Source organism: Vibrio sp. S17_S38 (assembly GCF_014694375.1).
Lineage (GTDB): Bacteria > Pseudomonadota > Gammaproteobacteria > Enterobacterales > Vibrionaceae > Vibrio.
This window is the reverse complement of record NZ_JAAUWW010000012.1, coordinates 72,349-94,496: the sequence shown is the minus strand read 5'-3', so window position 1 is coordinate 94,496 and position 22,148 is coordinate 72,349. Positions and strand designations below refer to the sequence as shown.

General features: G+C 39.1%; 18 protein-coding genes and 1 tRNA gene. 11 read left to right on the top strand and 8 right to left on the bottom strand.

Annotated elements, in window-relative coordinates:
- Positions 1 to 10: 10 nt before the first annotated feature.
- Complete coding sequence (locus HC725_RS10920; protein WP_190331848.1) at positions 11 to 868, top strand: MurR/RpiR family transcriptional regulator; 858 nt, start codon at positions 11 to 13, stop codon at positions 866 to 868.
- An 80-nt stretch (positions 869 to 948) separates the two neighbouring features.
- Here the strand turns inward: HC725_RS10920 and sppA are convergent, their stop codons facing one another.
- Positions 949 to 2,811, bottom strand: coding sequence for a signal peptide peptidase SppA (gene sppA / locus HC725_RS10915; RefSeq protein ID WP_190331847.1), 1,863 nt, complete (start codon positions 2,809 to 2,811; stop codon positions 949 to 951).
- Positions 2,812 to 3,116: 305 nt separating this feature from the next.
- Here sppA and HC725_RS10910 point away from each other — a divergent pair, with 305 nt between their 5' ends.
- The 5 genes from HC725_RS10910 to HC725_RS10890 all read left to right on the top strand — a co-directional run bounded on the left by HC725_RS10910 (position 3,117) and on the right by HC725_RS10890 (position 9,469).
- On the top strand, positions 3,117 to 5,120 hold the full coding sequence (locus tag HC725_RS10910; protein ID WP_190331846.1) for an NADPH-dependent 2,4-dienoyl-CoA reductase: 2,004 nt from the start codon (positions 3,117 to 3,119) through the stop codon (positions 5,118 to 5,120).
- 146 nt (positions 5,121 to 5,266) lie between these two features.
- Positions 5,267 to 5,815 carry an NAD(P)H nitroreductase gene (locus HC725_RS10905; protein ID WP_190331845.1) on the top strand — a complete coding sequence of 183 codons (549 nt, stop codon included), beginning with the start codon at positions 5,267 to 5,269 and terminating at the stop codon, positions 5,813 to 5,815.
- A gap of 93 nt (positions 5,816 to 5,908) precedes the next feature.
- Positions 5,909 to 7,861, top strand: coding sequence for a DNA topoisomerase III (locus HC725_RS10900; protein WP_446751363.1), 1,953 nt, complete (start codon positions 5,909 to 5,911; stop codon positions 7,859 to 7,861).
- A gap of 211 nt (positions 7,862 to 8,072) precedes the next feature.
- Positions 8,073 to 8,258, top strand: a complete 186-nt coding sequence (locus HC725_RS10895) for a hypothetical protein (RefSeq protein WP_190331843.1) — start codon at positions 8,073 to 8,075, stop codon at positions 8,256 to 8,258.
- A 206-nt stretch (positions 8,259 to 8,464) separates the two neighbouring features.
- Positions 8,465 to 9,469: a glycosyl transferase family protein gene (locus HC725_RS10890; RefSeq protein ID WP_190331842.1), complete on the top strand. Its 1,005-nt coding sequence runs from the start codon at positions 8,465 to 8,467 to the stop codon at positions 9,467 to 9,469.
- A 79-nt stretch (positions 9,470 to 9,548) separates the two neighbouring features.
- Here the strand turns inward: HC725_RS10890 and HC725_RS10885 are convergent.
- The 3 genes from HC725_RS10885 to HC725_RS10875 form a co-directional block, all read right to left on the bottom strand.
- A tRNA-Ser gene (locus HC725_RS10885) sits at positions 9,549 to 9,639 on the bottom strand.
- 132 nt (positions 9,640 to 9,771) lie between these two features.
- Positions 9,772 to 11,589, bottom strand: coding sequence for a DUF3413 domain-containing protein (locus HC725_RS10880; protein ID WP_190331841.1), 1,818 nt, complete (start codon positions 11,587 to 11,589; stop codon positions 9,772 to 9,774).
- Between the two features lie 40 nt (positions 11,590 to 11,629).
- A complete protein-coding gene (locus HC725_RS10875; protein WP_190331840.1) occupies positions 11,630 to 11,845 on the bottom strand; it encodes a YejL family protein in 216 nt (71 codons plus the stop codon).
- Positions 11,846 to 11,947: 102 nt separating this feature from the next.
- Here HC725_RS10875 and yejK point away from each other — a divergent pair, with 102 nt between their 5' ends.
- Entirely contained in the window at positions 11,948 to 12,949 is a 1,002-nt protein-coding gene (yejK, locus tag HC725_RS10870; RefSeq protein WP_190331839.1) for a nucleoid-associated protein YejK, read from the top strand.
- Between the two features lie 155 nt (positions 12,950 to 13,104).
- The gene (asd, locus tag HC725_RS10865; RefSeq protein WP_190331872.1) at positions 13,105 to 14,220 is read left to right on the top strand and encodes an aspartate-semialdehyde dehydrogenase; all 1,116 of its coding nucleotides are present in this window, start codon (positions 13,105 to 13,107) and stop codon (positions 14,218 to 14,220) included.
- Positions 14,221 to 14,314: 94 nt separating this feature from the next.
- Here the strand turns inward: asd and HC725_RS10860 are convergent, their stop codons facing one another.
- Both HC725_RS10860 and HC725_RS10855 read right to left on the bottom strand, forming a co-directional pair.
- Complete coding sequence (locus HC725_RS10860) at positions 14,315 to 15,160, bottom strand: ion transporter (protein ID WP_190331838.1); 846 nt, start codon at positions 15,158 to 15,160, stop codon at positions 14,315 to 14,317.
- A 38-nt stretch (positions 15,161 to 15,198) separates the two neighbouring features.
- Entirely contained in the window at positions 15,199 to 15,837 is a 639-nt protein-coding gene (locus HC725_RS10855; RefSeq protein WP_190331837.1) for a YchE family NAAT transporter, read from the bottom strand.
- A 606-nt stretch (positions 15,838 to 16,443) separates the two neighbouring features.
- On the opposite strand from HC725_RS10855, the gene adhE reads away from it, so the two are divergent.
- The gene (gene adhE / locus HC725_RS10850; protein ID WP_190331836.1) at positions 16,444 to 19,119 is read left to right on the top strand and encodes a bifunctional acetaldehyde-CoA/alcohol dehydrogenase; all 2,676 of its coding nucleotides are present in this window, start codon (positions 16,444 to 16,446) and stop codon (positions 19,117 to 19,119) included.
- Between the two features lie 111 nt (positions 19,120 to 19,230).
- Here adhE and HC725_RS10845 read toward each other — a convergent pair whose 3' ends face one another.
- Both HC725_RS10845 and sodB read right to left on the bottom strand, forming a co-directional pair.
- Entirely contained in the window at positions 19,231 to 19,893 is a 663-nt protein-coding gene (locus HC725_RS10845) for an SDR family oxidoreductase (protein ID WP_190331835.1), read from the bottom strand.
- Positions 19,894 to 20,207: 314 nt separating this feature from the next.
- The gene (sodB, locus tag HC725_RS10840; protein WP_190331834.1) at positions 20,208 to 20,792 is read right to left on the bottom strand and encodes a superoxide dismutase [Fe]; all 585 of its coding nucleotides are present in this window, start codon (positions 20,790 to 20,792) and stop codon (positions 20,208 to 20,210) included.
- 315 nt (positions 20,793 to 21,107) lie between these two features.
- Here sodB and HC725_RS10835 point away from each other — a divergent pair, with 315 nt between their 5' ends.
- Together HC725_RS10835 and HC725_RS10830 are read left to right on the top strand one after the other, a co-directional pair.
- The gene (locus tag HC725_RS10835; RefSeq protein WP_190331833.1) at positions 21,108 to 21,443 is read left to right on the top strand and encodes a Grx4 family monothiol glutaredoxin; all 336 of its coding nucleotides are present in this window, start codon (positions 21,108 to 21,110) and stop codon (positions 21,441 to 21,443) included.
- Between the two features lie 77 nt (positions 21,444 to 21,520).
- Positions 21,521 to 22,129: a DsbA family protein gene (locus tag HC725_RS10830; RefSeq protein ID WP_190331832.1), complete on the top strand. Its 609-nt coding sequence runs from the start codon at positions 21,521 to 21,523 to the stop codon at positions 22,127 to 22,129.
- The last annotated feature ends 19 nt before the right edge of the window (positions 22,130 to 22,148 follow it).

The following is a 22,148-nucleotide window of genomic DNA, read 5'->3' as shown; positions in this document are numbered from 1 at the left end:
GAGATTTGTCATGCCGTTATTAACGCAATTACGCTATAACCTGACTCGATTTTCTATTAATGAGCAGAAAATCGCACATCACCTTTTATCCGACCCATTTAATGTGATTTCGTTATCGTCTCAACAATTAGCGGATGAATGCCAAGTTAGCCAATCGAGCATCGTTAAATTCACGCAAAAATTAGGCTGCAAAGGGTTTACTGAATTTAAAGTGAAGATGAGTGAAGAAATAGGCCGAGAGCATGCCATTGTTCAAGGTTCGACAACGTTGCATAATCAAATTTCAGCCAAAGACAGTTTGCAGGATGTGGCTCAAAAACTAGCAGAAGAAAAATCGGCAGCCATTTTACAGACGACAAATAGCATCAACATAGATGAGTTTAAGAAAGTTGTGGAGTGGCTTGATTTAGCAGGGAAAGTACATATTGCAGGGATTGGTGGTTCGGCTCTGGTTGCCAAAGATCTCAGTTATAAATTGATGAAAATTGGTATTCCAACCTTGAATGAGTTTGATAGCCATGTCCAAATAACCATCGCGAATACTTTGCAACCTCAAGATGTATTTCTAGCTTTTTCTTATTCGGGGCAGCGAAAAGATATCTTATTTGCAGCTGAAACGGCTAAAAAGAAAGGGGCTTATATCGTTGCGATCACCTCATTACGCCATAGTTTATTGCATGATATGGCCGATTGTGTGTTAACCACAATCGCAGAAGAAGGGGATCTGCGTAGTTCTTCTATTTCTTCTCGTACCGCGCAACACACTATTGGGGATTTATTATTTCTATTATTAGTGCAAAAGCGTGAAACCCAAGCAACCGCTTTGATTCGAGATATGAAAGGTGTAGTCGATGATCTTTCTCGCTGATTTAGTCAGTATTTAGTGCTGGGCATAGATAATAAAAAGGACGCTGATTGGCGTCCTTTTTATTACTAGTTAGTTATATGTTATTGAGCTTGGCAGGTTAAACAAAATGTATAATAGCCTTGCGGATCATTTAAGTTATTGAGCAGCTCAGTACTGGCACTGATTTGTTTTGCAGCAGGTTGTAATGAGGCAGGAATCATAGCCTCAATTTTGCTGTTGATAGAAATATCGCTAGATTGAAGTATGTCTCTCATGATCTGTTGAGTAGGGCTTAATGGCTTTTCAACCCAATAGAGTTGATAGTCCGTGATTTTCGCTAATTCAGCTGCTGCTTGAATTGCGTCATCAAAGTCACCCATTTTATCAACAAGACCGCGTTTCATGGCATCTTGGCCTGTCCAGACTCGGCCTTGCGCAATTTTGTCTACTGCACTTGTTGCCATACCTCGATTTTCACCCACTAAAGTAATGAAGCGATGATAACCATGTTCAATTCCCATTTGCATCGCTTGCGCTGCGCCTTCAGATAAACCATTGGTTAATCCAGCGCCAGAGAATGGACTAGTTCCTATTCCATCGGCATGCACACCGATTTTGTTTAAGCCTTTTTCAAAGGTAGTAATTACGCCAAAGATGCCAATTGAACCAGTGAGGGTTGTTGGCTGGGCAATGATTTTATCTGCACTCATTGAAATCCAATAACCACCAGAAGCTGCCAAACTAGACATAGACACCACTACAGGTTTACCTGATTGCTTCAAGGCTTCTATTTCATTACGAATAACTTCCGATGCATAGGCGCTGCCTCCAGGGCTATCAACGCGTAAAATGACAGCTTTAATGTTCTCATCTAGTCGAGCTTGGCGAAGTAGTGTTGCGGTAGAATCACCTCCCACACGGCCTTGAGGCTGATCACCATCTAAAATTGCACCACTGGCAACGACAACAGCAATTTTATCGTGGCTCGCTGTTACAGGAGTTTTAACCTTGGATAAATATTGGTAATAACTAATACCGTTATAGCCGGATTTTTTATCTCCACCAAACGCTTGGCGTAGATACTCATTAGCTTGCTGACGGGTGGTTAATTGATCCACTAAGCCTAATTTTAAGGAAAGGGCAGCAAAGTCGCCTTTAACCGATTTCAACTGAGCTAAAAAATCATCCATATTTGGATTAAGGGTGCTGCTTTTGATTTTACGATTATGGGCAACATCATCGACATACGCGCCCCAAATTTGAGTTAGCCACGCCGTTGCTGATTCTTTTGCTGCAGGGGACATATCGTTACGGATGAATGGCTCTACAGCCGATTTATACGTTCCGACACGGAATACATGAGTTGTAATATCCAGTTTTTCGAGTAAATCTTTATAATACAAAGTGTAGGCACTGTAGCCTTTTAACAAAACCGCTCCATCAGGAGAAAGCATGATCTTATTGGCGTAACTGGCAAGATAATATTGGCTTTGGTTATAGAAATCACCGTAGGCATAAACTGGTTTTCCGCTTTGCTTAAATTCTTCAATGGCTTTCGCTACGTACCTGAGTTTAGTTAAGCTCGTCTCTGGCATCTCTTTTAGATTTAACACTAAGCCTAAAATTGAGTCATCGGTTGCCGCATATCGAATCGTTTTCACTAGGTCAAAGAGAACATTTTCTTTTGGCACATCTTGGTCTAGTAAACTGCCGGAAATAGAATCAAATGAGCTAACAGAAGTGCGTTGCTCAACAATAGGCCCAGATAGATTTAGCACCAACGCTGATTTTTTATCAGTGTCTTGTTTGTCGCTTGATGAATCATCTTGTTGCGAAGTAAAGGCGAAGTAAACGCCAACCAAAATAGCAATAAAAAGGAGGTTGAGTAACGCTGTGCGTAAAAAAGAAATGAATTTCCAAATTCCTTTAAAAATTGCACCAATAAAGCAAAACAGTTTCTTCATATTTGTATCCAATTAAACTCAAAATGACTAAAAATATCTTTCTGTTTGAAGTTATTGCTTTGGCAGCCGTGGCTTCAACTCGTCTCGTTCATTCTAAAAATGTGCTTAGCGACAAAAGCTTACTATAATTTTCCCTTGTATGCGCATTCGTTTTATCTTCTTATTAGATTAATAATTAGTTTGGCTTTTATTTTTGAATGTAAGTTGAGCTAGGTTGCAAAAATGTAAACGCTTGTTTGGTTTTTTGTATTGCCAGCGATAGACTGGTCAGACCAAATAAAAATAAAAGCAATGCAGGTGAGAATATGTATCCACATTTGTTAGCGCCATTGGATCTTGGATTTACTGAGCTTCGTAACCGAGTTTTAATGGGATCGATGCATACCGGTTTAGAAGAGCAACGAGGCGAATTAACCAAACTAGCCGCATTTTATGAAGAACGTGCTAAAGGTGGTGTGGGGCTTATCGTTACGGGAGGGTTTGCGCCCAATTTTCGTGGGCGTTTGCATCCGTTCAGCTCTCAATTTAGTTCATCATCTCATGCGAAAAAGCATAAAGTGGTGACTGAAGCCGTTCATAAACATGGCAGTAAAATCGCATTGCAAATTCTGCATGCAGGTCGTTATGCGATGCATCCTCTTTCTCAAAGTGCCAGTGCGACACGAGCCCCGATTTCTAAATTTACTCCATTCAAGATGTGTGAGAGACAGATCCTTAGCACGATTAAAGATTTTGCTAATAGCGCTAAGTTGGCGCAATCGGCTGGTTATGATGGTGTAGAAGTCATGGGTTCGGAAGGGTATTTGATCAATCAATTTATTTGTCAACGAACTAATACTCGTCACGATAAATGGGGTGGAAGTTATCAAAACCGCATTCGGTTGCCTCTCGAGATTGTGAAAGCGATTCGTCAAAAAGTGGGTAAGGAATTTATTATTATCTTCCGTTTATCTATGCTCGATCTCGTTGAACAAGGCAGTACCTTTGATGAAGTCGTTGAGCTTGCAAAAGGGTTAGAGCAAGCAGGAGTAACGTTAATAAATACAGGGATTGGATGGCACGAAGCACGAATTCCCACTATTGCAACTCAAGTGCCACGAGGGGCATTTAGCTGGGTGACTGAGAAGATAAAACCACAGCTGTCTATTCCGGTCATTACCTGTAACCGGATTAACACGCCAGAAATTGCAGAAGATATTTTATCGCAAGGTCATGCGGATATGGTGTCGATGGCGCGTCCATTATTAGCCGATGCCGACTTTGTTAATAAAGCCGCGGCTGAGCAATCTAAACTTATCAATACATGCATTGGTTGCAATCAAGCGTGTTTAGATAACGTGTTTAAAGGTAAGCAAGCATCGTGTTTAGTTAACCCTCGTGCATGCAATGAAACTCAAATGATAATAACGACCACACCTAAGAAAAAACGTGTGGCGGTGATTGGTGCCGGTCCTGCCGGATTAGCCTGCGCCACTATTGCTGCAGAACGTGGTCATCAAGTCGATTTAATAGAAAAAAGCGATCGAATTGGCGGGCAGTTTAGACTGGCGATGCAAATACCGGGCAAAGAGGAATTTAGAGAAACTATCCGTTATTTCGCTAATCGTATCGAGCAAACAGGAGTGAATTTAGTGTTGGATACTCAAGCCACTTTTGAGCTTATTCAAGACTACGATGAAGTAGTAATGGCAACAGGCGTGACGCCTAGAAAATTAACCTTAGAAGGCATTGATACGGCAGATAAAGTGATCGATTACCAAACGCTTATTCGAGATAAAGTAGCATTAGGTAACAATATAGCAATTATTGGTGCTGGTGGCATTGGTGTTGATGTCGCGAGTATGATCACTGAACCTAAAACGCATACACTTTCAGATTGGTTAGAAGATTGGGGGATTGATCAAGAAATGTCTCACGCAGGTGGCTTGCAACCAATGCCGGAAACAATAACCGATAAGCAAGTATGGCTATTTCAACGTAGACCTGGCTCAGTTGGCAAGGGGCCAGGGAAAACAACGGGTTGGATCCATCGTGCAACCTTACAAAAGCGTGGTGTGAATCTATGTGGTGGTGTGAATTACCAGAAAATCACGGCTGATGGGCTTCATATCAAACGAGACGAGAAAGATGAGTTGATTAAAGCCGATAATATTATTATTTGTGCGGGTCAAGAGTCAGTACGTCCGTTTGAAGCACAATGGCAACAGCTTGGTGATAAGTTACATATTATTGGTGGTGCAGATGTTGCAGGTGAGCTTGATGCTGTTAGAGCGATCCGCCAAGGCACTGAAGTGGCTATGAGTATTTAGTGTTACATTCACTGGGTTTAAACTAAGGGCAGCATAGCGCTAAAATTGGAATGAGGGCCATAGCCAAATGAATAAGATTTGATTATGATTCTCATTCCTTTTTTGTATTCATCTGTATATTTACCGTAAATAAAGGTAGGGACGTTATGCAAGCATTAGATTTATTACTTCAACGCCGTTCGATGGCGAATTTAACCGAACCTGCTCCTGAAGGAAGAGTACTTGAAAATATTATTAAAGCAGGTTTAAGGGCGCCTGATCACGGCAATTTAACACCGTGGCGTTTTGTGATCGCTCAAGGTGAAGGATTACGTAAATTATCTACTATTTTAGTGTCAGCAGCGTTGGAAAATAACAGCGAACAAGCGGTTATAGATAAACTGAAAAAAGCACCATTTCGAGCACCAATGGTAATCACTGTTATTGCTAAAGTGACTCAGCATCCGAAAGTTCCGGCATTAGAACAATATCTATCTGCAGGATGCGCAGCGCAAGCAATGCAAATGGCTGCCGTTGCACAAGGTTTCCAAGGCTTTTGGCGTTCAGGTGAGTGGATGTTTGATTCTTCTGTCCATCAAGCTTTCGGTTTAAAGGGCGATGATCAAATTGTTGGTTTTTTGTATTTAGGCACGCCAGGTTGTGAGCCGATGAAAACCCCAGAACGCGCGTTAGGCGATTTTATCGAATATTTATAATTAAAACTGTATAAATAAACAGTTTTCCTTGATTTTTAAGAGCCACGTTCGATAATGTGGCTCTTTTATTTTAATTATTGTTAGAGCTTGCTTGTGCGTTTATTTATTGCAGAAAAACCCAGTTTAGGGCGCGCGATTGCGGCAGCTTTACCTAAGCCTCAAAAAAATGAGCAAGGTTATATTCGTTGTGGTAATGGCGATATCGTTACTTGGTGTATTGGTCATCTTCTAGAGCAAGTCGAACCAGATTTTTATGATGAGCGTTATAAAAAATGGAATATAGCCGATTTACCGATCATTCCTGAACAATGGAAATTACGCCCGCGCTCTGCTGCTAGTAAGCAACTTTCAGTTATTCGTCAATTATTCAAACAAAAGCCAGATCTTATTAATGCTGGAGATCCTGATCGCGAAGGCCAGCTTCTCGTTGATGAAGTGATTGATTACCTCAAAGCGACAAAGATTCAAAAACAAGCTACGCAACGTTTGTTAATTAATGATTTAAACCTACCCGCTGTTAAGCGAGCGTTATCTCAGATGCGTTCTAATCAGGATTTCATTCCTTTATCGGTGTCCGCTTTAGCTCGTTCACGTGCAGATTGGTTGTATGGCATGAATATGTCACGAGCTTACACCTTACTTGGGCAAAAAGCGGGTTATCAAGGGGTCTTGTCGGTTGGGCGAGTACAAACGCCAGTCCTTGGGTTAGTGGTGCGCCGTGATGAAGAAATTGAAAATTTTATTTCGAAAAATTATTTCACATTATATGCGCTTATCCCTTATCAAGATGAACAGCATCAATTTGATATTCGAGCACGTTGGAAGCCAAGTGAAGCGATACAACCTTGGCAAGATGAAGAGGGTCGAGTGCTCTCGCGTAAGTTGGTTGAAAATGTCGCCAATAGAATTAAAGGCCAATTGGCAAAAGTGGTAGATTCGGAGCAAAAACAAACTAAACAAGCACCGCCGCTACCTTATTCTCTTTCCGCTTTGCAAATTGATGCCGCGCGTCGTTTTCAAATGAGTGCGCAAGATGTTTTGAATATCTGCCAATCTTTATATGAAAAACATAAACTTATTACCTATCCTCGCTCTGATAGCCGCTATTTACCCAAAGAGCATTTGTTACAAGCAAATTTGGTATGTCAGGCTATTTCCTACAATGCGCATGAATTAAAATTGGCAGTTGAAAACGCGGACTTTTCTTTGAAATCCAAAGCGTGGAATGACAGTAAAGTTGATGCCCACCATGCCATTATTCCAACACCCAAACAATCTTCTAGCCGAGCTCTTTCGGGACAAGAAGAAAAAATCTATCAGATGATTGCTCGGCAATATGTAATGCAATTTTACCCTTCCGCGGTGTATGCGGAATCTAAACTTGAATTCGATATTGCTGGTGGTTGCTTTGTAGCGAAAGGGAGAGTACTGATTATGGAAGGTTGGAAAGCCTTATTTGGTGATAATAAATCCTCGGCTCAACGGCAAGATTCAGATGAAAATGATCCTGTTCCAGCATTACAAAATGGACAGACGTTAATTTGCCGTGAGGGTGAAATAAAAGATCGGAAAACAGAGCCTCCGCAACATTTTACTGAAGCGACAATTTTAAAAGCCATGACCGGTATTGCTCGTTTTGTTGCAGATAAAGAATTGAAAAAAATATTACGCGATACTGATGGACTAGGAACGGAAGCCACCCGAGCGGGAATATTAGATACCTTATTTAAGCGGCAATTATTACTTAGACAAGGGAAAAGTATTCTAAGTAGCCCCGCAGGAAGAGGTTTGATCCATGCACTTCCTGTCGACTCGACCTACCCTGATATGACAGCGCACTGGGAGCATCAGTTACAAGCTATGGCTGAGAAGCAACAACCATATCGACCGTTTATGAATGAGTTAGAACAAAAAATTGATGGGTTAATGCGACAAATTAAAACATCCGGAATACCAGACTCTTTACGTTCATTACCTAAAGTGGATAAACCTGCTTTTCGTCGTAAAGGGAATAGCAATAAAAAATATACGAAGACTAAAAAATAATCTTTATTTTATGCTCTTTTTTGGGCGTTGTTGTTACGTTAGAGTGCAGGTATTAGCGAGATCTCGATCACGTTACACGTATGAGATTGATTTAATAAGTAATGATATATTGGCATGAAAGTAGCATCTTTAATTATGCAGTTATTGGAATGGGTTATTTCCGCTGCAAACCACGCAATAGGATGCGTTGGGTTTTTTAAAGGAGTTCGTTATGACAGTACAACATTTTTTAAAAGATCGTTTGCTTCAAGTAGTAGGAACATTTTCGTCTGAGTGGGCGGAATTGTCTCAAATAAATCTTAATGAGTTACAGCATGAGCAACTCTTACCAACACTGCCATATCCAAGTGTATGGGAGTTTTCATTATGCCAACTTTCTTTACAGATGGATCATTGAGTATTTAGTTTCTGCTTATTTTAGTCGTTTACATCGTGCTTTTAAATTAATGCAGTCTAAATATTAAGCATTAAAATATTTGAACCACCATTATTTTCACATTTGTGATAGTTAGTGGTGGTTTTTCATTATGGGATTGGCATTATCATAATAATACGGCTTATAGCGATTAGATAACGGCAGAGCGCAAGGATGGTAATAAAAAAATGAGTATTATTTTAGAGTGTATCCGTACAGTGGGGCGTGGGGAGCGTGGTCGCAAGCCTTTATCAGAAGAGCAGGCATTTGCTGTGATGGATGCTTATTTATCAGGCCAAGAAAATCAACATTTAGATGCTATTGGTGATGACCAAATGGCGATGCTAATGATGCTTATTCGTGTGCAAAATGAGACGAATGCAGAAATTGCAGGCTTTGTTAAAGCATTTCAATCTCGAGTGCCAAATTTAGGTGCGGATATAGATTGGCCTTGCTACGCCGGTAAGCGTGTTAGTGATAATGGCAGCGATCAGCCGTGGCATGGGTTGGCGGCTAAAATATTATCGAATAATGGTTATAAAGTTCTGCTGCATGGCTATAAAGATGTGGCGAGTGGGCGAGTACATATCGAAGACTACCTTGAACAACTTGCTATTCCCTTGGCTCAAAGTCCCGATCATGCTAAAAAATTGATGGAAGAGTATAATATTGCTTATTTACCTCTCTCTAATTTTGCATCGATTGCTCAAACTATGATCGGTTGGAAAAGTCGTTATGGATTGAGAACGCCAATTAATACCGTTGTAAGAGCATTAAACCCTGGTGGAGCCCGTTTGGGGGTGAGAGGTAGTTTTCATCCCGGCTTCCAGCAGTTGCACGCTGAAGTAGATCAAGATATTGACAGCAAAAGCTTATCTGTTATTTCTTTTAAAGGTCAAAATGGTGAGTCAGAATATAACCCGAAAGTAAGCCAAACGGTTTGGCTAAGCTCGGAAAAAGGGGTTGAATCCTTTTATTGGACTGAACGATTATTAACGGAGGTTTCTTTACCTAAAGCATCGTTATTAAGTGGAGAGCTTGAGGGGGATGTCAAAATTCAAATGGCAAATAGTGTCATTTCAAGCATGGCGGCGATATTGTTTGCAGAAACACATGATCAAGAAATAGCTTACCAACGGGCAGTCGAGTACTGGGATCAAAACAACATGTTGATAGTTGGTACCAATAATTAAAATTGGAAGATGTGGAAGTTGATTTGCCACCCATAAGATAACAAAAAGCCCGCTAAATAATTAGCGGGCTTTTTTGAATTGGTGGAGGGATAGGGATTTGAACCCTAGAACCGCTATTAACGGTTGCCGGTTTTCAAGACCGGTGCATTCGACCACTCTGCCATCCATCCAAGTTACGCGCGAAATATTATAGCGCTCTTAAGTTTTTGTAAACATTTTATTTATTATAATTATCATAAATTTATGGCGTAACTAATTCATCATAGATAATCTGTTCAAGTTATATACGAACAGATTTGTGTTTAATCATTTTGATGATAGAAACGTTTTAGTTCTGATAATCCTTGCAACATAACCGATAGTTTAGGTTTTGCCTTTTTATCTCTTTGGTAGTCTGGGTTGTAGACTTTATAATTACCAAATTGGTCCACAACAGTCGTACTTGTATTGGTAATTAATGCAATATTATTATTATCGCCGGCTAAGATCCAAGGGCGATCCGATTGAGCAAATAAATTTTCACCACTTCCAAAGTCATAAGGATTAGATGACGTTTCCAGAACACTTTGCATCAGTGTCGCAGATAGATCTAAGTGGCTAGTTTTTTTCGTATAAACGGTTGGTTCTTTTCCTGGCCAATGTATCACCATTGGAACTTGTAATTGATAGCGACTAAAGTTGCTGTTTGAACCCCAAGTATTATTGTTGTTATCGTTAAATTCCATCCCATGGTCGGACGTAATTATCACAATAGTGTTATCCAATAATCCGTTTGTTCTTAAAGTGGTCAAAATTTCATTAATTGATTGATCAGCAGAAAAAACAGCAGACTGATAACTACTTTTTAATAATTTTAAAGTCTCTTGAGAATTAGATGAAAATGGCTTTACATGGCCAGTATTATCCTCAAAGTTTTCAACATCAGATAGTTCAATGTAGCTAAACCAAGGTGAGTTTGAGGTGCTTTCTAACCAATGTTTCCAATCATTAACAACATTGTCTTTAACGTCGTTTTCTGGTTGGTTATTCTTTTTGATATCTAATTTTTGGAAAATCTCATCATAAAGTTGAGATTCTTCAAGTCGATTATCACTGAATGCCGCCATTTGATAGTTACGTTTTGATAACGTAGTAAGAAATAAAGGCTTAGTATCTTGTGCTTTGATGCTTGAAGCATAATTGCTAGGCAATCCATAAAATAAACTAAATACACCATAGTCATTATTGCTAGCACTGAAGTGGTTAATGAAATTTTGGTTGTTTTGGGCAAAATCAAAAGTAGTTGGCATGATTTCTTTAGCAAGCATATCACTGCGAAGATTATCGACCATAACCATTAAGATATTATAGTTTTTCCCCGGACCGCTAAACTTGATTGGCTCGAGTGGATAATTGACTACATCATTAGGGCTTCCACGCTCTTCAAGGCGTTGTAAATATTCCTCTTTGTCTAATAGCCCATGCTTCTCCATAAATGATTTCGCTGTCATAGGATATGAAAGTGGGAAATTAGCCCGTTGGCTTGTTATTGGGCTATAGAAAAAGGCATCAGCCCAAATATAAATCAGATGGCTGCTCAAAAAGCACAAGAAAAATAAAATTGTAACGGGTTTGCCAATTTTTTTACGAGATAACGTGCGTTGTTTCTTCCAAATCCACTCTGAAATGACAATTTGAATTAAAAATAGTATTGGAACAGCAGAAAAGAGATACTGCCACTGAGCGTTAAATGCAGTGTTATCTTTACTTAGTAATAACTCCCATACGGCAGGATTTAAATGTAAATGCAATTTTTCGTATGCTTGAGTATCTAGCAGTAATATGGTCATGCATATTGTTGCGAATATCACACTAATTAGACGTAATAATTTGCGTGAAGGGATGACAAAAGTCAGTGGAAACAAGATTAAAATATAGAGCCCAAATACCAAGAAGGCAAAATGGCCAAACCATGAAATGATAAGGTACGCTTGTCCTAATAAAGTATCAGGCCATGGTGATTGTGTAATGAAACGGCTACCAATCAACATGGCAATAATAATATTACAGAAAGAGAACCAATGTCCCCAACTGACTAGGCGAGAGACGCGCTCCCCGTATGTATTTCTGCTATCAACCATTGAAATATCGTTCTAACTCAATTTAACGTTAAAAGGCATTTTATGCATCGAGTGATGATAAAAGAGCTTGAGAAAATTTGTCTGCAATGAGTTTACGCTGTGCACGAGGTACATCGGAATTTAAAATATTTGTCACAATGTTACCAGCAATCATCAAACTAAGATCTGAGCTTGCTTCATGTTTTTTTAAAACGGCAGCAATTTCTGCCAAGATTTGTTCGATTTTTTGATCGCTGTATTTTGAATTAATAGGCATAAGTGTCTATTTTGTTCCTAGATTCGGTTAATGATAGTAAAAGCGGCTTATGATAACCTAGTCTACCTCACAACTGAAACATCAACTTGAAACTAATTTATCATGAGCTTAAATATTTCCAACGTAATACTGCATAAATTGACAAAAAATGACCAAGATGAATTGGTTGTTAACTTACGCCATACGGCTTTATCTAATGATGCAGTTTCAGAACAACTTGTCGCTGAATTGCATCGGACCTTTAATGCGAAAGCAAGTAAAGGCTTTGGTATTTACAAAGAAGAAAGTGAATTTCAATATTGGATGAAACAATTTCGCCAAGGTGATTTGAATTTTTATGATTTTTCTTCTCAATCCGCTGAGCGTTTAAAAACGGAGTTGTCTAAGTATCCGTTTGCCGATGAAGGCGTCTTGGTCATGGCGCAATATCAGTCACTTGCCACGGAATATCTCTTCATTGCTTTATTGCCCTCGAATCAAAGCTTAAAAGTTGATGATGATCTGGATATTTCAGGTACGGATTATCTTGATATTAATAAGATGGATATTGCGGTTCGTATTGATCTTTCTTGTTATGAAACGGATCCTGAGTCTAACCGCTACCTGACTTATATCAAAGGTCGGGTGGGGCGTAAAGTGGCTGATTTTTTCTTGGATTTTTTGCAAGCAGAAATTGGATTAGACACGAAAAAGCAAAATTTGGTGCTGATGCAAGCTGTAGATGACTATTGCGCAGACTCTCAATTAAATAAAGAAGAAACCGTAGCCTACCGTAAACAGGTTCATGATTATTGTAATGATCAGTTAAAATCTGGTGATGAAGTCACTATTCGTGAATTGTCAGGAGAGCTTTCTGGTTCTGGAAATGATGATAATTTCCAAGATTTCACTCAAAAGCAAGGCTATGAATTAGAAGATAGTTTTCCTGTTGATCGTTCTACTATTCGCAAACTTGCCAAATATGTTGGTGCTGGTGGCGGCCTTTCAATTAATTTTGACTCTATGTTATTAGGGGAAAGAATTTTTTACGATCCAGAAACCGATACTCTAACGATCAAAGGTATTCCACCAAATTTGAAAGATCAGTTGGTGAGACATTCATAAATCGGCTATTAACTCATGCTAATTACAATAGCCATGTAATATGTGGGAGACTTAAAATCGGTAAAATTGATGTTTGAAGATTGTGGTTAGCAATGAGATAGTAAGGGTCACTTAATTTTAAAATATATAAAAATATCATGGAGAGGATGAAAATGATGAGAGTTGGTTTAGTTGGTTGGCGTGGCATGGTTGGCTCGGTATTAATGCAGCGTATGGTGGAAGAAAAGGATTTTGACCTCATCGAACCTGTATTCTATACCACGTCACAAGTTGGTATTCCTGCTCCCAACCTTGGGAAAGATGCTGGTGTGCTACAAGATGCTTTTGATCTTGAAAGCTTAAAGCAGTTAGATGCGATTATCACTTGTCAAGGCGGGAGTTATACAGAAAAAGTGTATCCTGCACTACGTCAAGCCGGTTGGAAAGGGTATTGGATCGATGCCGCATCGACTTTACGTATGAAAGATGACGCAATTATTACTTTAGATCCGGTTAACTTAACGCAAATTCAGCATGGCCTCCATGCGGGAACCAATACTTTTGTTGGTGGCAACTGTACAGTTAGCTTAATGCTAATGGGCTTAGGTGGCTTATACGAAAAAGGCATGGTTGAATGGATGAGCGCCATGACTTACCAAGCCGCTTCTGGTGCCGGTGCTAAGAATATGCGTGAACTTATTGCACAAATGGGCGTAATAAATCAGTCAGTAAGTGCTGAAATGGCCGATCCTGCAAGTTCTATTTTAGACATTGATCGTAAAGTCGCAGAAACGATTCGTTCTAGTGCTTACCCAACCAGTGAATTTGGTGCTCCTCTTGCGGGCTCATTAATCCCATGGATTGATGTAAAACGTGAAAATGGTCAAAGTAAAGAAGAGTGGAAAGCAACGGTTGAAACCAATAAAATTCTAGGGCTTCAAGGTGCGAATTCAGTTCCTATTGATGGTACTTGTGTTCGTATTGGTGCGATGCGTTGTCACTCTCAAGCATTGACTATTAAGTTGAAGCAAAATGTTCCGATGGATGAAATTGAAGAAATCATTGCAACTCATAATGATTGGGTCAAAGTAATCCCAAATGAGCGCGATGTCACCGCTCAACAACTTTCTCCAGCGCAAGTGACGGGTACTCTTTCTGTTCCTGTTGGTCGTTTGCGTAAGATGGAAATGGGAGATACATTCCTTAATGCCTTTACTGTCGGTGATCAATTACTTTGGGGTGCAGCAGAACCACTTCGTCGTACATTACGCATTATCTTAGCGGAAAAATAATGCAGTAATTTTTTACAGCGTTAAAAATACTGATGATGAAAAAATGCCTATGTGGTTAAAACATAGGCATTTTTTATTTTGTGTGCAATGGTAATTATCTACGTTTAACGGGAACCACACGATTGTCTGGGTCAGCAAGCTCTCCACCACAATGTTTGCAGAATAATGCATCAGATTCATGTCCACTGCGAGTACAGTTAGGACATAGCACTAAATTTCGGTGTGCATTCATTTCCTGATTTAATTCCGCGGTAATGATGCCAGTAGGAACAGCAAGAATGCAATAACCAAGTAACATGGTGACAGATGCTATTGCTTGGCCAAGTGGTGTTTTAGGAACAAAATCTCCATAGCCAACGGTTGTTATAGTGACAATCGCCCAATAAATACTTTGTGGAATGCTTGTAAAGCCATTTTGTGGGCCTTCGATGACAAACATCAGCGCACCAAAGATGGTGACGAGAACTGCCACGGCACTAAAGAAAATAAAAATCTTTCGCTTAGCCATGATCAAGCTGCGCATCAGAATATTTGAATCTTGTAGAAAGCGTACTAGCTTTAGAATTCGGAAAATTCGCATCACCCGTAATAAACGTATAATGCCAATAAAACTCGCAGACGGAAAAAAGAAGACCAAATAGGTTGGAATTATTGCGATCAAATCTATGATGCCATAAAAGCTTCTGGCATAAGCAGAAGGCTTAGGTGAACAATATAGGCGTAATAGGTATTCGATAGTGAATAGCGCAGTGAAAGCATATTCTAAATAAGTGAGTTCTTGTTGCCATTTAGCTTCGACTGCGGCCATCGAGTCGAGCATTAAAACAAAGAGAGAGGTAATAATGGCAATGATAAGGAAAATATCAAAACGTCGGCCTGCTGGAGTATGTGTACCAAATATTATGATATACAACTGATGTTTTAGATTGCTGTCCTTCATATTAGCTTTACCTTTCAGACTGTATGAACAGATCCTATTTACATTAGACCTGGGAATAAACTACGTAATCCATTCGCCATAAATTCGACACCTAATGAAGCTAAGATTAATCCCATAATACGTGTAATTACGTTGATCCCAGTTTGCCCCAAAAAACGGACGATAAGTGGCGCGGATCTAAATAGTAACCAAGAGCAAAAACAAAAAATGATAATAGTAATAATGATGCCAAAAATATCTACCATAGTTGGGTAGCGCGCTCCATATACAATCGTTGAACTAATCGCACCTGGACCTGCCATTAAAGGCATTGCTAATGGTACAACACCAATTTGTTCACGACTGATATATTCGGTTTGTTCTTGCTTGTTTTGTTTATCCGCTCCTAATTTACCACTCATCATTGAAAATGCGATGCTCATCAACAGCATACCACCGGCAACTCGAAAAGAGTCTAGAGAAATACTGAACATGTTAAGCAAAACTTGCCCGCATAGAAGCGAAACAACCAGAATAACCGCGACAGCAAAGTTGGCGGTAGTTGCCGTTTTTTTCTTCTCTTCGGATGTCATATGCCCGGATAAAGAAACAAACACTGGCATAATTCCAATAGGATTGACGGCAGCGACTAAACCGAAGAAGAATTGAAAATATATTGCTAACTCGATTGAGCCCATGAGCGTTATCTCACATAGTATAAAAGGGTACAAAATTAGGTGTGTTGGATAACTCAAGTATCCAATTTACACACCGCTGAAGAGTTGCATAATGTAAGGGAAATGCTTCGCTAATTCGAGGGTTAAATAGCATTTTTCTTATCTTGTATTACCTTTAATGTCGGTGTCAAAAATTATGTCATAAAAGTAAAGGACTTCTAAAAATAATTGTTACTAAAGTGTTATCTATTCTGTGTGCATATGCATACTGTTTGTAGTACGGAACTTTCGTAATTTTGGTTTTTTATTTCAGAAATATTTTTACATTTTTTTTGTGATGTGGGTTTGTCGATGCAATTAGAAAGTTAATATTTTTCACGCTGTAAAATAAATTTATATTGTTTAAAATCAATATCTTACGTTGGTCATTTTCTCTTCTATACTTCTTTGGGGGTAAATTAAATTCAATAACTGATCTAAGTCAATATTTTAATTGGATGAAGGCTTATACTCAGTTTTGAAAGCAATTTACTAAGAGTTTCCAATCCACTACCGCACTGTTTCCAAGTTGTACTGTGAGTAGTCTTACTAAATAGTTTTTAATTTTTAAATCTTAGGAGATTCATTATGCCTGTAACTAATTTAGCTGAACTTGATGCACTAGTCGCACGTGTTCAAGCGGCGCAAAAAGAATTTGCTACCTTCTCTCAAGAGCAAGTAGACAAGATCTTCCGTGCAGCTTCTCTCGCAGCTAACCAAGCTCGTATTCCTCTGGCGCAACAAGCGGTAGCAGAATCAGGTATGGGTATCATTGAAGATAAAGTAATCAAAAACCACTTTGCTTCAGAGTTTATCTATAACAAATATAAAGACGAAAAAACCTGTGGCGTCTTAGAAGTTAATGATGAATACGGCACAATGACTATCGCTGAGCCGGTGGGTATCATCTGTGGTATCGTTCCAACAACTAACCCTACTTCAACTGCGATTTTTAAGTCTTTAATTTCTTTAAAAACGCGTAATGCAATTATATTCTCACCCCATCCACGTGCAAAAAACTCAACTAACGATGCTGCTAAAATAGTGTTAGATGCGGCCATTGCAGCGGGTGCACCGAAAGATATTATTGGTTGGATTGACCAGCCATCGGTTGAATTATCAAATGCACTAATGAAACATGAAGGCATAAACCTAATCCTTGCAACTGGCGGTCCAGGCATGGTCAAAGCTGCATATTCTTCTGGTAAACCAGCTATCGGTGTTGGTGCGGGTAATGTTCCTGTCGTTATTGATGAAACTGCCGATATTAAACGTGCAGTTGCTTCTATTCTTATGTCTAAAACATTCGATAACGGTGTGGTGTGTGCCTCTGAACAAGCCATTATCGTTATGGATGAAGTTTATGATGAAGTGAAAGAGCGTTTTGCTGCTCACTGTGGTTATGTTTTATCTAAAACAGAAGCAGATAAAGTTCGTAAGATTTTATTGATTAACGGTAATTTGAATGCGGATATCGTAGGCCAACCTGCAACTAAAATTGCAGAAATGGCAGGCGTTACTGTGCCGGCAAATACAAAAATCCTTATCGGTGAAGGCGGCGTAGTTAGCTACGATGACGAATTTGCGCATGAGAAACTGTCTCCTACGTTAGGTATGTTCCGAGCACCTTCTTTTGAAAATGCAGTAGAACAAGCAATTACAATGGTTGAAATTGGTGGCATTGGGCACACATCTGGTCTTTATACTAATCAAGATACTAATTCTGACCGTATTCGCTATTTTGGCGACAAGATGAAGACGGCTCGTATTTTGATTAATATTCCAACCACTCATGGTGGTATTGGTGATTTGTATAACTTCAATATTGCACCGTCATTGACGTTAGGTTGTGGCTCTTGGGGTGGTAACTCGATCTCAGAAAACGTGGGTCCTAAGCACCTTATTAATAAGAAAACGGTAGCTAAGCGAGCAGAGAATATGTTATGGCATAAACTTCCAGAATCCATTTATTTCCGTCGTGGTAGCCTTCCAATCGCGTTGACTGATTTGGCTGATAAAAAACGTGCGTTTTTAGTTACAGACCGTTTCTTATTTAATAACGGCTACGCTGATGAGGTTGTCAATCTTTTAAAAGCACAAGGCATTGAAGTGTATACTTTCTATGATGTAGAGGCGGATCCAACGCTTTCTGTTGTAGAAAAAGGTGCAGCAGCAATGAATAGTTTTCAACCTGATGTTATCTTGGCACTAGGTGGTGGCTCACCAATGGATGCAGCTAAAATCATGTGGGTACTGTACGAGCATCCAGAAACTGATTTCCAAGAACTTGCAATGCGCTTCATGGATATTCGTAAGCGTATCTACAAATTCCCTAAAATGGGTGAAAAAGCTAGCCTAGTTTGTATCACAACGACATCGGGTACAGGCTCTGAAGTGACGCCATTTGCGGTTGTTACTGATGATAAAACAGGTGCAAAATACCCGTTGGCAGATTATGAACTTACTCCTAACATGGCAATTGTAGATGCTAATTTAGTGATGAATATGCCTAAGTCATTAACTGCTTTTGGTGGTTACGATGCGATAACTCATGCATTAGAAGCGTATGTTTCTGTTCTTGCGAATGAGTTCTCTGATGGGCATGCGCTCCAAGCGCTTAAAATGCTTAAAGAGTATTTACCATCAAGTTACAAAAATGGTGCTAATGACCCAATAGCCCGCGAAAAAGTGCATAGCGCTGCAACGATTGCAGGCATGTCATTTGCAAACGCATTCCTTGGTGTATGCCACTCTATTGCGCACAAAATTGGTGCTGAGTTCCATATTCCACACGGCCTTGCAAACGCATTAATGATTTCTAACGTTATTCGCTTTAATGCCAATGATAACCCAACAAAGCAAGCTGCATTTTCTCAATACGATCGTCCTAAATCACGCAGTCGTTATGCTGAAATTGCGGATCATCTTGGTCTAAGTCAAGTTGGTGACCGTACGGCGCAGAAAATTGAACGTTTATTAACTTGGTTGGATGATGTTAAGAAAGAACTTGATATTCCAATGTCAATTCAAGCCGCCGGTGTTCCAGAGGCCGATTTCTTAGCGAAATTAGATGCATTAGCAGTAGACGCGTTTGATGACCAATGTACTGGTGCTAACCCACGTTACCCATTAATTACTGAGCTCAAAGAAGTGTTGCTTGCTGCTTATTACGGTAAAGCATACATCGAAGGTGAAACTTACGAAGGTACAACCGTTATTAAAAAAACGGAAGAACCAGCGAAAAAAACAGCTAAGAAAAAATAATACATTACAATTAATTTGATAATGATTGAAATTAGCAAGCCTCATCGATTGATGAGGCTTTTTTTCATCGGCTATTTAATATGTATGAACGAATATAAACTCATAATAAGTTTAGTGACAATCCAGAACTCGGCCATTGAACGAATCATTTTCTACAATATATTCGGCATTACGAATTAATTCATCTCGGTTGCGAGCCCAGTTATGATCGTTGCTATGAGTTGATAGTGGCAATATTCCACCAACTCTAATATTGAAAGGTAATAATTCTTTTGACCAACTTTGAGTGAAATTCGAGATGAGAGATGCTGAATTATGATCAGATGCTTGCTCTGATTCGGAAGAGGATAAATTAACAATCACACCTTTCTTATTGTTATGTAGCATCTGTTTAGCTGCTAATTTACTAAAACATAGCATACTACTTGCGAGAGTGGAGATCTGCCCGCTATATAGTTCAAAATTGGTTTCAGCCATTAAGGATGGAGATGGTAAGGAAGGGTATATGTTAATCAAAACATCTATCCCATTATCGAAATGTTTATCAATAGACGAAAATAATGGTTGAACACTTTCGAAGCTATGGTCATCTAAAGTGTAAGATAGAACAATAGATGATGTTGGTTGGCATTGTTGCAGAGTGCGATTGAGTGCGACTTCATTATTGTCGACTAAGATCACGTTGGCATGTAGAGAAATAAAATGCTGTGCTAACGTTTGACCTAGATGAGAGCCTGCTGACGTAATGACAACAACTGAATTATAAATATTCATTAAACACCTCATTGGTATCAAATTTTGGTGGGAGGGAGGTTGGCTAACGTATTAAACAGTTATTAGTTTTTAAGGGAGAAAAATCCCTCCTACATTTAATAGGCAGCTTTTAATCATGGTAGATAAATGCAGAAAAATCTTGTGACCGAAGTGGTGTTTTTGAACTGAAATAGTGTAACTAATGAATTTCTAAGTAATAAATGGGATAAGTTTTATTGATATTATGGGTGATAATTAGCAAGTATTAAAAAAGGTCAGTAATAACTGACCTTTTATTAATATTTACTTATGACGCCAGAGTGGCGTATTAAGTATTATTTGATTAGGTTTTCTTCTACGAAGTCCCAGTTTACTAATGCCCAGAATGCAGCCATGTAATCAGGGCGAACATTGCGGAAATCGATGTAGTAAGCATGTTCCCATAGATCAACTGTTAGAAGTGGTGTAACACCTTCTTCCGTCAGTGGCGTGGCAGCGTTAGAAGTATTTACGATTTCTAGAGAACCGTCTGCTTTTTTCACTAACCAAGTCCAAGAAGAACCAAAGTTGTTGATTGCAGAATCTGTAAACTTAGTTTTGAATTCTTCGAAAGAACCAAAAGCTTGTTTGATTGCTTCAGCAACTGCACCTGCTGGTTTTCCACCTGCATTTGGAGCTAGGCAGTTCCAGTAAAACGTGTGGTTCCAGATTTGTGCTGCGTTATTGAAAACACCACCAGTTGAAGTTTTGATAATTTCTTCTAGTGATTTACCTTCAAACTCAGTACCAGGAATTAAACCATTTAGCTTTACAACATAAGTGTTATGGTGCTTACCATGGTGAAAATCTAAAGTTTCTGCTGAAATATGAGGTTCTAGTGCATCTTTTGCGAAAGGTAATGCTGGTAATTCAAATGCCATTGCTTAAATCTCCATGTATATATAAGAAAGAGGCTATACGCTTATATATTCTTGTTATTTATTACGACAAGTATTGATATAAGCGGCTTTCAATTATTATTTTTTAAGCCATTTGTTAAACTCTAACCAGTTTAGCAACTTTTTACTTTATTAAAAGAGTTGTGTTAAAAAAACATGATGTGAAATGATAAAAATTGTAAAGACATTCGCCGGAAATTGGAGTATCAAAATACCCTTATAAATAATAGATTTTTATTCTGATTAAGATACAAGTAGAATGCTGGTACAACTCTAAATCGATGTAGTGAGGAAGCAATGGAAACTATCGATAAAATTAAACAACAAATTTCTGAAAATACAATTTTGCTGTACATGAAAGGCTCGCCGAAGCTACCAAGCTGTGGCTTTTCATCTCAAGCGTCTCAAGCTCTAATGTCTTGCGGAGAGAAGTTTGCTTATGTAGATATTCTTCAAAACCCTGATATTCGTGCAGAATTGCCAAGCTATGCACAATGGCCTACCTTCCCACAACTTTGGGTTGAAGGTGAGCTAGTGGGTGGCTGTGACATTATCATTGAAATGTTCCAGAAGGGTGAACTGCAAACTTTAGTGAAAGATGCAGCATCCCGTGCGCCTGTAAGTGAAGAATAGCTTGTAAGTTTTTAATATTATAAAGAGCCTGAGGGCTCTTTTTTTTGGACTGAGTAATTTGGATTAAGAGATTGAATATGGCAACTACATTATATTATGTGCACGACCCAATGTGCAGTTGGTGTTGGGGGTTTAAGCCAGCTTGGCAGCAACTACAAGAATTGCTTCCTGATAATATCAAGGTTGAATATATTTTAGGTGGCTTAGCGCCAGATAGCGTAACACCTATGCCAACTGAAATGAAAAATATGCTTGAGCAAACGTGGCGTAGGATTGAAGCTCAGCTAGGTACAACCTTCAATTATGATTTTTGGACACAATGTCAGCCAGTTCGAACCACATATTCAGCTTGTAGGGCCGTAATCGCTGCACAGTTCCAGGATCAAGGCAAAGCGATGGTTAGTGCTATTCAGGAAGCCTATTACTTAAGAGCAATGGAACCCCATCTGACTAAGACTCATGTATTACTCGCACAAGAGTTGGGTTTAAAGTTAGACGTATTTCAGAAAGATTTATCTAGTCAAAGAGTTGAAATTGAATTCCAGCGCCAATTGTCTTTTTGTCAAACGTTAGGAGCGCATTCATTTCCTAGCTTAGTGTTGGAGTCTAATCGTCGCTATTATTCGATACCTATTTTCTATGACTCGATTAAATCTAGTCTACTAGAAATTAAGAAATATATTTAGTGGCAATACTAAGTTTGAT

What these genes read in the sequence shown, in the direction of transcription:
- HC725_RS10920 (WP_190331848.1), top strand. Translation starts at nt 11, where the DNA reads ATGCCGTTATTAACGCAATTACGCTATAACCTGACTCGATTTTCTATT.
- sppA (WP_190331847.1), bottom strand. Translation starts at nt 2,811, where the DNA reads ATGAAGAAACTGTTTTGCTTTATTGGTGCAATTTTTAAAGGAATTTGG.
- HC725_RS10910 (WP_190331846.1), top strand. Translation starts at nt 3,117, where the DNA reads ATGTATCCACATTTGTTAGCGCCATTGGATCTTGGATTTACTGAGCTT.
- HC725_RS10905 (WP_190331845.1), top strand. Translation starts at nt 5,267, where the DNA reads ATGCAAGCATTAGATTTATTACTTCAACGCCGTTCGATGGCGAATTTA.
- HC725_RS10895 (WP_190331843.1), top strand. Translation starts at nt 8,073, where the DNA reads ATGACAGTACAACATTTTTTAAAAGATCGTTTGCTTCAAGTAGTAGGA.
- HC725_RS10890 (WP_190331842.1), top strand. Translation starts at nt 8,465, where the DNA reads ATGAGTATTATTTTAGAGTGTATCCGTACAGTGGGGCGTGGGGAGCGT.
- HC725_RS10880 (WP_190331841.1), bottom strand. Translation starts at nt 11,589, where the DNA reads ATGGTTGATAGCAGAAATACATACGGGGAGCGCGTCTCTCGCCTAGTC.
- HC725_RS10875 (WP_190331840.1), bottom strand. Translation starts at nt 11,845, where the DNA reads ATGCCTATTAATTCAAAATACAGCGATCAAAAAATCGAACAAATCTTG.
- yejK (WP_190331839.1), top strand. Translation starts at nt 11,948, where the DNA reads ATGAGCTTAAATATTTCCAACGTAATACTGCATAAATTGACAAAAAAT.
- asd (WP_190331872.1), top strand. Translation starts at nt 13,105, where the DNA reads ATGAGAGTTGGTTTAGTTGGTTGGCGTGGCATGGTTGGCTCGGTATTA.
- HC725_RS10860 (WP_190331838.1), bottom strand. Translation starts at nt 15,160, where the DNA reads ATGAAGGACAGCAATCTAAAACATCAGTTGTATATCATAATATTTGGT.
- HC725_RS10855 (WP_190331837.1), bottom strand. Translation starts at nt 15,837, where the DNA reads ATGGGCTCAATCGAGTTAGCAATATATTTTCAATTCTTCTTCGGTTTA.
- adhE (WP_190331836.1), top strand. Translation starts at nt 16,444, where the DNA reads ATGCCTGTAACTAATTTAGCTGAACTTGATGCACTAGTCGCACGTGTT.
- HC725_RS10845 (WP_190331835.1), bottom strand. Translation starts at nt 19,893, where the DNA reads ATGAATATTTATAATTCAGTTGTTGTCATTACGTCAGCAGGCTCTCAT.
- sodB (WP_190331834.1), bottom strand. Translation starts at nt 20,792, where the DNA reads ATGGCATTTGAATTACCAGCATTACCTTTCGCAAAAGATGCACTAGAA.
- HC725_RS10835 (WP_190331833.1), top strand. Translation starts at nt 21,108, where the DNA reads ATGGAAACTATCGATAAAATTAAACAACAAATTTCTGAAAATACAATT.
- HC725_RS10830 (WP_190331832.1), top strand. Translation starts at nt 21,521, where the DNA reads ATGGCAACTACATTATATTATGTGCACGACCCAATGTGCAGTTGGTGT.